The organism is Bradyrhizobium sp., from assembly GCF_049519115.1.
In the GTDB taxonomy this organism is placed as follows: Bacteria; Pseudomonadota; Alphaproteobacteria; order Rhizobiales; family Xanthobacteraceae; genus Bradyrhizobium.
The window spans coordinates 26797-41175 of the sequence record NZ_JBEKRB010000014.1 but is presented as its reverse complement, the minus strand read 5'-3'; the positions used below and the strand labels follow the sequence as shown (position 1 = coordinate 41175).

Here is a 14379-nt window from a genome sequence, read left to right as displayed (position 1 = left end):
CCGCGACGATGGAAACGCCCGCGACGTTCGCGGGACGCGGCCATTCGCGGCTGGTCGCGCTGGTGCGCGCGGTGCCGATCCGCTGGCGCATCCTGTCGATCGCGGCGCTGAATTCGGCCGTCGTCGTGGTGCTGGTCGCGATGATCTGGAACGGCGTCCAGGTTCTGGGATCGGCCTGGGACGATGTGCGGCAGGCGCGGGAATCCGACAACATTCTGGCGCGGCTTGAGAGCGAAACCGGCCATCTGCAAAACCTGATCCATCGCTACATCAACCAGCCGAGCCCGGAAATGTTCGCCGAGATCTCGCATGTACGCGAGACGATGCTGGGCACCCTGACGACGCGGGCTTCGACCGATCCGATGCTTTCCGGCTCGGTCGAACGGCTCGAGCGTGTCACCGAGCGCTTCCTCAACGGCTTCAGCCGATTGAGCGCCGTGCAGACGACGATCACGAAAACCTATGAAGATGAGGTGCTCACGCCGGCCCGCGACATGGCCGGGCTTTATTCGATCATCGAGGGCGCCACCGGCCACCGCGATGCGCTGATCTGGCCCTCGCTCGGCAAATCCCGCGAGGCCTTCACGACCATGCTGGTGGCCGCCAACTCTTATTATCTCTCGTTGGCCACGGCTTCCGCCGAAGAAGCGAGCCGCAATACCGAGACCATCCAGCAGACCATCCCCGTGATGATCGATCTCGCCGACAACGATCTGCAACGAATGGCGCTGCAACGGCTGAACGCGCGAAGCAAGGCGCTCAGTGAAGGTCTTGCGAAGTTGTCGGCGCAGTTGACCAACCGCACGGAACTCTTGCGCGACGCGATCGACGCGAGCCAGGCCGAGGCTTCCAGTGCCATCGACGAATTGTCGATCAAGATGCGCCAGCGCGAGCAGAGGGCACAGGAGACTTTCGACCAGACGCTCGCCGACATTTCCCGAAAAGTGCTTTCGATCGCCGTGATTTTCTTGGGAATTATCATTACCGCCGGGGTTTTGATTGCGCTGTCGATCCGCCTGCCGTTGCAGCAGATCATGACGGCGATGCACGCGATCACCTCGGGCGACTATAACCGCAGGGTTCAAGGCACCGGCGCCAACGACGAGGTCGGCGAGATGGCGCGCGCGGTGGAAGTGTTCCGCGAAAACGCCATTGCCAAGCGGAAGACCGAAGACGAATTGCGCGCTTCCAAGGAAAAGGCGGAGAGCGCGCTGCACGAACTCAATACCGCGCAGCAGAACCTGATCGACGCCGAACGTCTGGCCGCGCTCGGCGGCCTGGTGGCGGGCGTTGCCCATGAGGTGAACAACCCGATCGGCATCAGCCTGACGGTTGCCTCGAGTTTCGCACGCCGCACCGAAGCGTTTGAGGACGAATTGAAGACCGGCAACGGATTGCGGCGCTCGCAGCTCGACGAATTCGTCAGGACCTCGCGCGATGCCGCCCAGCAATTGGTGGGCAATCTGCAACGTGCCGGCGAACTCATTCAATCCTTCAAGCAGGTCGCGGTCGACCGCTCGCATGCCGAACGTCGCACCTTCAATCTGAGCGAGGCGACCGACCAGATCGTCGCGAGCCTGCGGCCTGCGCTGAAGAAGGCGTCGATCGCGCTGGTGGTCGAAGTGCCTGAAAATCTCGTCATCGACGGCTATCCGGGCTCTTATGGCCAGATCCTTACCAACCTTTTCCTGAACGCCGCGACGCATGCCTTTCCCGACGGGCGCTCGGGGACGATCACGATTTCGGCAAAGCCCCGCGGCAGCGACGACGTCGAGATCATATTTGCCGATGACGGCGCCGGCATGACGCCGGACGTGCAGCGCCAGGCGTTCGACCCCTTCTTCACGACGCGTCGCAACGAAGGCGGTACCGGACTTGGCCTGCACATCGTTTACAATCTCGTGACCCAGCAACTGGGCGGCCGGATGATGCTGGATTCAAGACCGGGACAAGGGACTACGTTTCGCATTATCATGCCCAAAGCCGCCAAGGGCGGTCAGCCAACCGAGAACCAGGATCGCGACAGGACTTCTGCATGGCCGAACAGGACGATGTCCTCCACCTGATCGACGATTCCGGTGCCGACCCGGAAGTCTCCGGCGCGCGCAAATGGAAGATTGCGGTCATCGACGACGATCAGGCGGTGCATGAAGGCACGCGCTTTGCGCTGAGCGATTATAGCCTCAACGGACAGGGCCTCGAGATCCTGTCGGCCTATTCGGGCAGCGAGGGGCGGACGCTGATGCGCGCGCATCCGGATATCGCCGCCGTGCTGCTCGACGTCATCATGGAAACCGACGCCGCGGGCCTCGATCTGGTCGAATATATCCGCAACGAGCTTCGTAACGAGACGGTTCGCATCATCTTGCGCACTGGACAACCCGGACAGGCGCCCGAGCGCCGCGTGATCGTTCAGTACGACATCAACGACTACAAGGCGAAGACGGAACTCACCGCCGACAAGCTGTTCACCTCGCTCACCGCGGCGTTGCGCAGCTATCAGCAGCTCGAACGCATGGTGCAGACCCGGCGCGGGCTGGAAATCATCATCGACGCTGCCTCGACGCTTTACGACTTCAAGTCGATGCAGCGCCTCGCCGAAGGCGTGCTGACCCAGATCGCCTCGCTCCTCAACGTCGACTGTGCCGGCATCCTGGTGCTGCGCGACGGCGGCGACGCCAACGACGATTTTTCAGTGTTGGCGGGCTCCGGCTGCTACAGCCGTTTCATCGGCACCACCAGCGCCAAATCGCTCGATGCCGATTTGCGTTCGATGGTCGAGGCTGCCTTCAAGCGCCGCAAACACGAATTCGTCGATCAGCGCACCGTGCTCTACGTCCGCACCGGCAGCGGGCGTGAAGTCGTGGTGCTGTTGCAGGCGGAGCGGCAACTGTCGGAGACCGACCGCTCGCTGGTCGAGATCTTCGGCAGCCGGCTTTCGATCGCCTTCGATAACGTCATCCTCTATCAGCAGCTCCAGCAGGCCAATACCCAGCTCGAGGATCGCGTCACCCAACGCACCCGCGCGCTGATGCAGGCCAACCGCAGGCTCTCGGCGCAATGGCTGCGGCTGCAACGTGCCAACGGTTTCAAGAACGAGATTCTCGGCACCGTCGCCCACGACCTGAAGAATCCGCTGAGCGTCATTCTCGGCCGCACCGAAATGCTGACCGAACTGATCGCCGCCGGCTCTTCCCGCGACAATGTGACGTCCCAGGTCGAACATATCCGTGACGCCACCAAGCGTTTGACCTCGATGGTCGATCACCTGATCTCCGATGCGATGGCGGATGCATTCGACATCACCATCCGCCGCGAACCGGTCGATATTGCCGCGCTGGTTGGCGAAGTGGCCGATGCCAATCAGCCGCTTGCGGTCAACAAGCAGCAATCGATTACGGTTTCGGCCTCGCCGAACCACACGACCGTCTGCGACGCGGATCGAATCCGCGAGGCGATCGACAATCTCATCAGCAATGCCATCAAATATAGCCCGATCGGGGGCAAGATTTCGGTGCAGGTCGGCGAGGATTCAAAAATGACGGTTATCCGCGTCGTCGATGAAGGCGCCGGTCTGTCGCCAGAGGACCTAGGCCGGCTGTTCGGGCGCTTCCAGCGCCTGTCCGCCAAGCCCACCGGCGGAGAGAGTTCGACTGGCCTCGGACTATCGATCGTCAAGCGCATTATCGATATGCATGGCGGCGAGGTCACGGCCAACAGCGCCGGGCCTGGACAAGGTTCGACATTCACTATCACATTGCCGGCAACAGACGTGTAATCCCATGAGTCAAAGTCAGCACATCATCATTGTCGATGACGAGGCACCGGCCCGCGAGATGGTCGGTGATTACCTCAAAATGCACGGTTTTACCGTAACGCTTTGCGACGGCGGCAAGAGCCTGCGCGGCGCGATCGAAAACAACGTGCCCGATCTGGTGGTGCTCGACCTGAACATGCCTGAAGAAGACGGCCTTTCGATCATCCGCGACCTGAAAAGCCGCACCAACGTACCCGTGATCATGCTGACGGCCACCGCGAGTCCGATCGATCGCGTGGTCGGGTTGGAGCTTGGCGCCGACGACTATGTCGCCAAACCCTGCGAACTGCGCGAACTGATGGCACGAATTCGCTCGGTGTTGCGGCGAAGCGCGCCGGCCCGGGTGCAGGCCGCAGGCGATGCCAATGGCGCGAAAGCCGACAAGGATTCGCTGGTGCGGTTCGGCACCAAGTGGCTCGATCTTCAGGCGCAGGCGCTGCGCGACGACGAAGGCAACGAACATCCGTTGACGGCCTCCGAATTCGGGCTGCTCAAGGTCTTCGCCGCTAATCCGAAGCGCGTGCTGTCGCGCGAGCGGCTCCTGGAACTTGCCAACGCCCGCGACAGCGAAGCTTTCGATCGCGCGGTCGACCTTCGCATCATGCGAATTCGCCGCAAGATCGAGGTCGATCCCACCAAACCGGCAGTGATCAGGACGATTCGCGGCGGCGGATATCTGTTCTCGCCCGCAGGCGACAAGACCTGACTTCCGCTGAGATTTTCCCCGCAGAAGGCCTGCTACAGGCCACCGTCACCGTCGGGCGTCTTTGTTCCCTCGGTGAGGGCCTTGCTGCCGCCGACAAGCTAAAATTTTATCTTATTAGATTTGCTGGCTTTTTCCTGCCAATTGTTTCGTCGAAACGGCCCCGACGAAACAATTCTCCAGCCCACGAAACCATTTTTCGCTTTTCTCGCAGACGTCCCGAAACTGTCGCTGACTACCAATGGAGGCAACAAAGGCCGCCACAGGGCGACACTGGGAGACTGTCATGCAGAATGTCGTAGCCATCAATGCCGCAGCCCACCAAGGCATCATTGCCGCTCAGGCGACGTCCGATGAAGCGCTGCTTGAGGGCATTGCCGAGGGCGGCCGCCACGCGATGCACATTCTCTATTCGCGCCACCATGTGCGGGTTTACCGGTTTATCCTGCGGATGGTACGCGACACCACCACGGCCGAGGATTTGACCAGCCAGGTTTTCCTCGACGTGTGGCGTACGGCGGGCCAATTCCAGGGCCGTTCCCAGGTCTCCACCTGGTTTCTGTCGATTGCCCGCTTCAAGGCCCTGACCGCCTTGCGCCAGCGGCGGCATGAGGACATCGATCAGGAGGAGATCCTCGAGATCGCCGATGGCGCGGAGACGCCGGAAGCCTGTCTTGACCGCAGCTCAACCAGCGCGATCCTGCGAGCCTGCGTTGCCAAATTGTCGCCGGCGCATCGCGAGATCATCAATCTCGTCTACTATCACGAGAAGTCGGTCGAAGAGGTCGGTCTCATCATCGGCATTCCCCAGAGCACGGTGAAGACGCGGATGTTCTATGCGCGCAAACAGCTCGCCGACCTGCTCAAGGTCGCCGGCATCGAGAGCCTGGCCGCCTGAACTGATAGTACCCTCGCAACATTCCACGTGATACAATCCACGTCACCGCGGTGATGTTGGGTTCTTGTGATGTTCGAAAGCTGGGATGCCGTGGGCTTGGCCCGGGCACAGTTCGCGTTCACGATGTCGTTTCACATCGTGTTTCCCGCTTTCTCGATCGGATTAGCCAGCTACCTCGCGGTTCTCGAAGCGCTGTGGCTCTGGACCGGTCGTGAAGTCTTCATCAACCTGTTCAATTACTGGCTGAAGATTTTCGCCGTTGCCTTCGGCATGGGCGTCGTTTCCGGCATCGTGATGTCCTACCAGTTCGGCACCAACTGGTCGGTTTTCGCCGACAAGACCGGCCCGGTGATCGGCCCGCTGATGGCCTATGAGGTGCTCACGGCCTTCTTTCTCGAAGCCGGCTTCCTTGGCGTCATGCTGTTCGGCCTCGAACGGGTGGGCCATCGCCTGCACTTCCTCGCAACCTTGATGGTGGCAATCGGGACTTTGATCTCGGCGTTCTGGATCCTTTCCGCCAATTCCTGGATGCAAACGCCCGCCGGCTACGCGGTGAACGCCGACGGACAGTTCGTTCCCGCCGACTGGCTGAAGCTGATCTTCAACCCGTCATTTCCCTATCGCATCGTGCATATGGTGCTTGCGGCCTATCTCACGACCGCGCTGGTCGTCAGTGCCGTCGGCGCCTTTCATCTCTGGCGCGACTCCCATCAGGCGGGCGCCCGCGTGATGTTCTCGATGGCGATGTGGATGGCGACGCTGGTGGGACCGATCCAGATTCTCGCCGGCGACCAGCATGGCCTCAACACGCTGGAGCATCAGCCGGCCAAGGTGATGGCGATGGAAGGCCATTACCAGAGCCACAATGACGGCGCGCCGCTGATTTTGTTCGGACTACCCGATCAGCAAGCAGGCCAGGTCCGCTACCCGATCGAAATCCCGAAGCTGAGCTCGCTGATCCTCAAACATGCGCTCAATGCGCCGCTCAAGGGCCTCGACACCGTTCCACGGCAGGATTGGCCGCCGGTTCCGATCACGTTCTGGTCGTTCCGGGTCATGGTCGGGCTGGGATTTCTGATCTTCGGCCTCGGCCTGCTTAGCCTGTGGGAACGCTGGCGCGGCCAGCTGTATGAATCCCGCCTGTTGCATGCCTTCGCGATGGTCATGGGCCCGGCGGGCTTCGTGGCCGTGCTCGCAGGCTGGATCACCACCGAGACCGGGCGCCAGCCGTTCACGGTCTACGGGCTGCTGCGAACGACGGATTCAGCTTCGCCATTGGCTGCGCCCGCGGTTGCCTCCTCTTTGACCGCCTTCGTTGTGGTCTATTTCGCCGTGTTCGCCGCCGGCGTGATCTATCTCCTGCGCCTGATGAGCCATCCGCCGCATCATGGCGAACAAGGCCCGCAAGGCGACATCCCGGCGCGCGCCGCCGGCATCACGCCCGCCGCTGCGGCGGTGGCGAAAGGAGAAGCCGGATGACCGTGTCTTTCGATGTGGCAACGATCTGGGCGTTCATCATCGCGTTTGCGGTTTTCGTCTATGTGGTGATGGACGGCTTCGACCTCGGGCTTGGGATTCTGTTTCCGCTTTTTCCTGAAAAGTCCGATCGCGACGTCATCATGAACAGCGTGGCGCCGGTGTGGGACGGCAACGAGACCTGGCTGGTATTGGGCGGCGGCGGCCTGATGGCCGCCTTTCCGCTCGCTTATGCCGTTTTGATGCCGGCCATCTACACGCCCGTCATTGCGATGTTGATCGGCCTGGTCTTTCGCGGCGTCGCCTTCGAATTTCGCTGGCGCACGACACAGGTCGAACGAAATCGCTGGGATATCGCCTTCGCCGGCGGATCGTCGGTGGCGGCACTGGCGCAAGGCATCGCGCTCGGCGCCATCCTGCAAGGCGTTCACGTCGAGGGACGGCACTATGCCGGCGGGTGGTGGGACTGGCTGACGCCGTTCACCGTTCTGACCGGCATTTCGCTGGTCGCCGGTTACGCGCTACTCGGCGCCACCTGGCTGGTGATGAAGACCGAGGGCGGTCTTCGCGACAAGGCCTATCGCCTGAGCTGGCTATTGTTGTTTGCGATGCTGGGCGCGATCGGGGCGGTCAGCATCGCCACGCCGTTTCTTCATGTGCAATATGCGCAACGCTGGTTCACCTGGCCGAACCTGATCCTGACCGCGCCGGTCCCGATCGCGGTCGCCGCCGTAACCATCATGCTGTTGCGCAGCCTCGCCGTCAGGCAGGATTATCGGCCGTTTTTCCTGTCGCTCGCTTTGTTTGCGCTGTCGTATGCGGGTCTCGGCATCAGCATGTATCCGTATATCGTGCCGCAAAGCATCACCATCTGGCAGGCGGCGTCGCCGGAGCGGAGCCAGATCTTCATGCTGTTTGGCGTCGCGGTGCTCGTGCCGCTGATCCTTGGCTATACCGCCTGGGCCTATTGGGTCTTCCGTGGCAAGGTCAAACCTGAAAGCGGCTATCATTGATGATTGCCAAGCCCCAAGCGCGGTCACTCGCCCAACGTCTGGCGTGGTTTGCCATCCTCTGGCTCGGCGGCGTCGGCGCGGTGGCGAGCGTATCGCTGATCATCAGGCTTTGGATCGCCCCGCATTGAAAAGTTTTTTGAAAATCATAGCATTGCCTGTAAAAGGACTAGTATCGCCGACCTGAAGTCCCTGCCCTGCAAAGGGCGAGTTCTTCCCAGGGGCTTCAGATCGAAAGCGATACTAGAAAACATAAATTTGCTAGTGCCCTTTGCTTTCCGAAATTCGCGTAAGAGGTTGCCGCGATGTCTCACGAATTTCGGAATGAGGGCACTAGCGATCTGAACGACAGCTTGCCATCATCCTGCCCCTGAGATTTGATGGGAAAACGGCCTTGGTAAACGCTGGTGGTTTTCAGACGACGAGCGACGGGAGAGGTTTGAAATGATAAAAATGCGTCACCTGATCTGCACGGCAATCGCCGCAGCCGGTCTGATGCTTTCGCCCTCGCACAGTTTTGCGCAACAGCCCGACCAGGGCGACCAGCCCGGCCTGATCGCCGACGACAGCTACGAACTCGATCCGGAGTGGCAAAAGCAGATGGTGTATTTCCGCACCACGGAGCCACCGGGCACCATCATCATTTCGACCGCCGAACGGCATCTCTATCTGGTCCAGCCCGGCGGCCGTGCGCTTCGTTATGGAATCGGCGTCGGCCGCGACGGATTCCAGTGGCAAGGGCTGTTGAGTATTGCCCGCAAGGCGGAGTGGCCGGACTGGGTGCCGCCGCCGGAAATGATCGAGCGCCAACCCTATCTGCCGCGCTTCATGGCCGGCGGCCCCGGCAATCCGCTTGGCGCGCGCGCGATGTATCTCGGCACCACGGTCTATCGCATTCACGGCACCAACCGGCCGGATACGATCGGCACCAAGGTTTCCTCCGGATGTTTCCGCCTGGTCAATTCCGACGTCGCCGATCTCTATGACCGCGTGCCGGTGGGCACCAAGGTCGTGGTGCGGCAGAAGCCGGAACTGTAACAGCAGCTTTTTCTCAAAAGCTATTTCAACTTCCCGACCGGGGCGAGGGACAGATTATGCGGACATTCCGAGGCGGCCTGCTCATTGGGCTGGCGGTCGCAGTTGCGGTCGCGGCCGTTGCCGTCACCTACGAGCTCTATGACACGCGCACCCTGAAGCGGACGGTTCGCCGTGGCGAAGTTCTGTGCGGCGTCAACAAGGGGCTACCCGGCTTCTCGATCCCCGACGATAAAGGCAACTGGACCGGCTTCGACGTCGATTTCTGCCGCGCGGTCGCTGCCGCCATCTTCGACGATCCGAACAAGGCGAAATTCATCCCGCTCGACGCCAATGAGCGCTTCCGCGAACTGCAAAATCGCAAAGTAGATATTCTGTCGCGCAATTCGACCTGGAGCATGTCGCGCGAGACCTCCTACGATCTCTATTTCCCGGCGGTCGCCTATTATGACGGCCAGGGCTTCATGCTGCCCCGCGCGCGCAACATCGATTCGGCGCTCGACCTCAACGGCAGCAAGGTTTGCGTACAGGATGGCACCACGACGGTGCTCAACCTCGCCGACTACTTCCGTGCCAACAACATAAAGTTCGAGGAGAAAAAGTTCGGCAAACTGGAAGACGTCGTCAAGGCCTATGAATCCGGCCAATGCGATACGCTGACTGCCGATGTATCCCAGCTTTATGCGCTGCGGCTCAATCTGGCGAAGCCGGTCGACCACACCATCTTGCCGGACGTGATCTCCAAGGAGCCCCTGGCGCCGGTGGTGCGGCTTCGCGACGACGACTGGATGCTGATCGTGAAGTGGACGCTTTATGCGATGATCAATGCCGAAGAGCTTGGGGTGACCTCCAAGAACATCGACGAAGCGCTCAAGTCCAAGAAGCCTGACGTCATGCGGCTGGTCGGCACCGAAGGCAATTATGGCGGGGAACTTGGGTTGACCAAAGACTGGGCGGTCCGCGTCATCCGGCATGTCGGTAATTACGGCGAGGTCTATGAGCGCAATGTCGGCTCGGACTCCAAGTTGAAGATTCCGCGTGGACTCAACCAGCTCTGGAGCGCCGGCGGCATTCAATACGCGCCGCCGATCAGGTAGTCCCTCCTGTCATTGCCTGCGACAATCACGAAGCGTTTGCGCAAGGGAGCGTCTTGTCAGCCGTAGCTCGAAGAGCGAAGGCGGAAGCTCCGAAGCAATCCAGAATTTTTGATCGGCCCGCGGCCGCAAGGCTGGATTGCTTCGCTGACGCTCGCAATGACGGGGCGACTGTGAGCCAATATACGTGGCCCGCCTTTCCGATCAGGTGTCTTGCCAAAACGCTAAATAAATAAAGGAAACGAAGATGCGGCTGAAATTGCTCTCGCCCGAGGAAATGGGCGCTGACCAAAAAGCGACCTACGACGAAGCGATCGCCGGCAAGCGCGGCAGGCCGCCGGCGCCGATGATGGCCTGGCTCAACAGCCCGGAGATGGCGCGTCACGCCACGCGGCTAGGCGAGGTGCTGCGTTTCAACACGATATTTCCGACCAAATTGTCCGAGATTGCGATCCTCGTCACCGCGCGGCACTGGACCTCGCATTACGAGTGGTTTGCTCACAAGCGCCTCGCGCTCCAGGGCGGCATGGACCCCAAGATCGCCGACGACATTCGCGATCGCCACACGCCCACATTCGACGACCCCAAGGGCAAGATGATCTACGATGTCGCGAAATCGCTGCATGAGGGCCACGGGCTGTCCCAGGCGCTGTATGACGAAGCCGTCAATGTTCTCACCCAACGTGGGGTCGTCGAGGTCATTGGCCTCTGCGGCTACTACACCATGGTCTCGATGACGCTGAACACCTTCGAGTTTGGCCTGCCCGATGGGCAGGTGTCGGAACTTGCATGAGCTTTGGCCGCTCCCTAGATGCTAACTGTCATGCAGGGGAGCAGTCATGTCGCCAAATCCGCCCATCGTCGCCGGCACCAGAATCGGCCACGTTCATCTCAAGGTCGCCGATCTCGAGCGCGCGCTGGGATTTTACTGCGGCGTGCTCGGCTTCGAGCTGATGCAACGCTATGGCACTGACGCGGCGTTCATCTCGGCAGGCGGTTATCACCACCACATCGGGTTGAACACCTGGGAAAGCAAAGGCGGTCATCCGCCTGCTGCGGGAACGACGGGGCTCTTTCACACCGCGATCCTCTATCCGACCCGTGCGGCGCTGGCGGATGCGTTGCATCGCGTGACCAGCGCCGGCATTCCGCTCGACGGCGCCAGCGACCACGGCGTGAGCCAGGCGCTTTATTTGCGTGACCCCGACGAAAACGGCGTCGAGCTTTATTGGGACCGGCCGCAAGCCGAATGGCCGCGTACGGCTGACGGATCGCTGGCGATGTTCACGCGGCGCCTCGATGTCGAGGATCTGATGCGGCAACGCGTGGCATAGCCTTGCCCCACTAGCTTTGGCCCGTCACGCCAACTTTCCACGGATCGTCACGAACGCGGCCGCCACCAGTTCCAGCGCTATGCAGCAGTAAAACGGCAACGTATAGGATCCGGAGAGATCGCGTAGCGCACCGATTACGCCGGGGCCGAAAGCATAGGTCACCTGGGTGATCGCGGTGAGCAGGCTGATCAATACGCCGAACGAACGCGCCTCAAACTCACGCTGCACGATCAGCGACGGCAGCGTGATCAGGTTGCCGACCGAAAAACCGAAGACAGCGCAGGCCGCTATCAGCACCATATCGTTATCGAAGTTGACGATCACCGCGAGCGCCAGCGCCTGACTCACAAAGGAAAGCGCCGAGGCCAGCCGCTGATTGAGGCGGTCGATCACGGTCGAGAACAGCACGCGACCGACCACCGCCATCGCCGTCAACATCGCGATCGCGACCGTTGCACTGGAACGGCCGATCACGGGATCGAGGAAGGCGATCAGGTGAACGATGAAGCCGACCTGCGCAAACAGCACCAGCGCGAATGCGATTGATACCGACAGAAAACCGATATCGCGAAAAGCGCGGGCACGGATTTCCGACGACGACGGCGCATCGTCAGCCGCGGCAAGCCCAGCGCTCGCGTGCGACGGCGGCGGCCCGACAAAAAGCAACACCACGGGCATCACCAATACGACCATGACGGCGGCCGCCACCATCATCGCATGCGCAAAGCCAAACCGGCCGATCGCGATCACCAGCAGCGGAACGCCGGCAATGCCGCCAAAGCTTGCACCGTTCAAGGCTAGGCTGATCGCCATGCCGCGCTTTCGATCAAACCAGAGGCCCAGCGTATTGCTGATCATCGCCAGGCTGGTGCCCGCCCAGCCGACGGCAAGGACTGCATCGGCGAAATAAAGCTGCCAGGGTTGGCTGGCCTGCCCCATGAGAACCACCGCGACCGCCATCGCGCTCGTACCTGCCAGGAGGCAATTTCGCGGGCCGAATCTTCTGACCGTTTCCCCGACGAAAACGACGAGCAACGCGCCGAACAAATAGAAAGACGTCGTCGCGGCCGAAATCAGTGATGCCGGCCAGCCATACAGCCGATGCAACTCGGCCAGATAGACGCTCTGGCCATAAAAACCGAACGCCCAACCGAAGGTTGCGACCACAAAGCACACCGCAACGATCCGCCACCCGTTATAGCGGATGGAGCTCTCGTTCATCGAATAGGAAGCTGAGGCGTCCAAGCGGCGATCTCCCGATCTCTAGGGAAATCAGATAGGCCTTGGCTGACGCCGGGCCAAGCCACTTATTTCGATCCAAATCGAAGTGTCAGCAGCTGGCATCAGCAGGGGCGATTTTCAAACCACTCCAACGGTGACCTTGGTCGGATCGTAAAAGAAACGTTCGCGGAAAATCTTGTCGCCGCGCCATTCCTGCCAGGCGAGCTCGTCGAAGCGGCGCACTACGCCGGACTTCTCGGTAAGTACAAAATTCCAGTGGATAGCGACGCGATCGCCTTCGACCACCGACGACACGCATTTCGAATCAACCTGCGACATCCGCGCCAGCGCGGCGTGCTCGTGAGCGACCAGCGTATCGCGGCCGACCCGCGGCGGCGCTGCGTTCTCCTGCATGGTTGCGTCTTCGGTGTAATAGCGTTCGATGGCGCCGGTATGGTCGCCGGACTCGACAACCGCGATGAACTCATCGAGACGGGCGCGCGACGGCATTGATCCCTCCTGGCGTGAGAAAATCGAATGGAAGTCTCTCAGAACTACGGCGACGCGGCCCTCCGCCTCATGAGCGAAACGAGCAACAGCACGGTGATGCCCAAAAATACCGGCGGGAACACCACCCAGTTGACTGCAGCCCAGCCGTAATTCGCCAGCAACTTGCCGGAAGAGAACGACCCCACCGCCATCATGCCGAATACCAGGAAATCGTTGAAGGCCTGCACCTTGTTGCGCTCTTCCGGCCGGTGCGTTTCCAGCACCAGCGCGGAGGCGCCGACAAAGCCGAAATTCCAGCCGATGCCAAGCACAATCAGTGTCCCCCAGAAGTGCAGCGCCGTCAGGCCGGAGAGACCGACGATGGCAGCGCAAGCCTCCAGCAGAAGCCCCGTTGCAACCACCCTTGGCGCACCGAAACGCGCGATCAGCGATCCCGTGAAGAAGCTCGGCCCATACATCGCCACGATGTGCCACTGAATGCCGAAATTGGAATCGCTCAAGGTCAGCCCGCACATTTTCATCGCCAGCGGCGCCGACGTCATCACGAGATTCATCGCTGGATAGGCGATGACGCCACAGAGCGCCGCCGCAATGAAGCGCGGCTGCCGCACGATCTCAAACAACGGACGGCCGCGATGCAGATCGGCCGTCGCAGGCCTTGGTGCATCGACACCGGCAAGAACAGCCATCGCCACCAACGCCACCGCAGCCTGCACGATGAAGCTGAATGCGAACAGATAGGGCGACCAGACATCCATCGTCCATTGCACGAGCTGCGGACCGAGCACGCCGGCGAACACACCGCCCGCCATCACCCACGACACGGCCTTGGGACGAAGTGCCGCGCTGGCGCCGTCGGCGGCCGCGAAGCGATAAGACTGCGAGACCGCGCCATACAGCCCGCCGAGAAAGGTCGCGCAGCAAAACAACACGAAGGAGCCGCGCAAGATCGCCAACGCGCCGAGCAGGCCTGTGAAGGTGCCACATGCCGTACCGGCGATGAAAGCGACGCGGCGGCCGTAGGCGCGCGAGAGGATACCGGTCGGCAAGGTGCCCGCGGCGAGGCCCGCGACATACATCGAGATCGGCACGGTCGCGAGCGAGACATCAGGTGCCAACGTTGCACCCACGATCGATCCGGTCGCGAAAATCACCGCGGAGTTCGCTCCCGTCAGCGCCTGTGCCGCGGCCAATCGCGTGACATTGGCGCGGACGCGAACGTCATCCGTGCTTGCCGCGGCTGCGGCCATATCGATCATTGGCTGTTTCCACCCCGAAGAC

The 14379-nt window shown here is 61.3% G+C and carries 14 protein-coding genes; 11 read left to right on the top strand and 3 right to left on the bottom strand.

Translation table 11 applies throughout. The features are described 5' to 3' along the window. Positions 1-8: 8 nt before the first annotated feature. The 11 genes from ABSE61_RS13315 (at position 9) to ABSE61_RS13265 (ending at position 11367) form a co-directional block, all read left to right on the top strand. Complete coding sequence (locus ABSE61_RS13315; RefSeq protein WP_423871656.1) at positions 9-2066, top strand: sensor histidine kinase; 2058 nt, start codon at positions 9-11, stop codon at positions 2064-2066. Beyond that, on the top strand, positions 2036-3778 hold the full coding sequence (locus ABSE61_RS13310) for an ATP-binding response regulator (protein WP_423871581.1): 1743 nt from the start codon (positions 2036-2038) through the stop codon (positions 3776-3778). The genes ABSE61_RS13315 and ABSE61_RS13310 overlap by 31 nt, the downstream gene beginning before the upstream one ends. A gap of 4 nt (positions 3779-3782) precedes the next feature. Beyond that, positions 3783-4523 (top strand): response regulator, encoded by a 741-nt coding sequence (locus tag ABSE61_RS13305; protein WP_423871580.1) that lies wholly within the window; start codon positions 3783-3785, stop codon positions 4521-4523. A gap of 283 nt (positions 4524-4806) precedes the next feature. Continuing rightward, complete coding sequence (locus ABSE61_RS13300; RefSeq protein ID WP_423871579.1) at positions 4807-5418, top strand: sigma-70 family RNA polymerase sigma factor; 612 nt, start codon at positions 4807-4809, stop codon at positions 5416-5418. Positions 5419-5487: 69 nt separating this feature from the next. Further along, positions 5488-6897, top strand: coding sequence for a cytochrome ubiquinol oxidase subunit I (locus ABSE61_RS13295; protein WP_423871578.1), 1410 nt, complete (start codon positions 5488-5490; stop codon positions 6895-6897). Next, positions 6894-7907, top strand: a complete 1014-nt coding sequence (cydB, locus tag ABSE61_RS13290) for a cytochrome d ubiquinol oxidase subunit II (RefSeq protein ID WP_423871577.1) — start codon at positions 6894-6896, stop codon at positions 7905-7907. Before ABSE61_RS13295 ends, cydB begins: the two co-directional genes overlap by 4 nt. Continuing rightward, positions 7907-8035: a DUF2474 domain-containing protein gene (locus ABSE61_RS13285; protein WP_423871576.1), complete on the top strand. Its 129-nt coding sequence runs from the start codon at positions 7907-7909 to the stop codon at positions 8033-8035. The genes cydB and ABSE61_RS13285 overlap by 1 nt, the downstream gene beginning before the upstream one ends. A 313-nt stretch (positions 8036-8348) precedes the next feature. Then, positions 8349-8942 carry a L,D-transpeptidase gene (locus ABSE61_RS13280; RefSeq protein ID WP_423871575.1) on the top strand — a complete coding sequence of 198 codons (594 nt, stop codon included), beginning with the start codon at positions 8349-8351 and terminating at the stop codon, positions 8940-8942. Positions 8943-8998: 56 nt separating this feature from the next. Further along, a complete protein-coding gene (locus ABSE61_RS13275; protein WP_423871574.1) occupies positions 8999-10036 on the top strand; it encodes an amino acid ABC transporter substrate-binding protein in 1038 nt (345 codons plus the stop codon). 244 nt (positions 10037-10280) lie between these two features. Then, positions 10281-10826 carry a carboxymuconolactone decarboxylase family protein gene (locus tag ABSE61_RS13270; RefSeq protein WP_423871573.1) on the top strand — a complete coding sequence of 182 codons (546 nt, stop codon included), beginning with the start codon at positions 10281-10283 and terminating at the stop codon, positions 10824-10826. Between the two features lie 46 nt (positions 10827-10872). Next, positions 10873-11367, top strand: coding sequence for a VOC family protein (locus tag ABSE61_RS13265; RefSeq protein ID WP_423871572.1), 495 nt, complete (start codon positions 10873-10875; stop codon positions 11365-11367). Positions 11368-11391: 24 nt separating this feature from the next. Here the strand turns inward: ABSE61_RS13265 and ABSE61_RS13260 are convergent, their stop codons facing one another. The 3 genes from ABSE61_RS13260 to ABSE61_RS13250 form a co-directional block, all read right to left on the bottom strand. Further along, a complete protein-coding gene (locus tag ABSE61_RS13260; protein WP_423871655.1) occupies positions 11392-12588 on the bottom strand; it encodes an MFS transporter in 1197 nt (398 codons plus the stop codon). Between the two features lie 138 nt (positions 12589-12726). Beyond that, positions 12727-13098 (bottom strand): nuclear transport factor 2 family protein, encoded by a 372-nt coding sequence (locus ABSE61_RS13255; RefSeq protein ID WP_423871571.1) that lies wholly within the window; start codon positions 13096-13098, stop codon positions 12727-12729. A 44-nt stretch (positions 13099-13142) separates the two neighbouring features. Next, positions 13143-14357 (bottom strand): MFS transporter, encoded by a 1215-nt coding sequence (locus ABSE61_RS13250; protein ID WP_423871570.1) that lies wholly within the window; start codon positions 14355-14357, stop codon positions 13143-13145. Positions 14358-14379 lie beyond the last annotated feature (22 nt).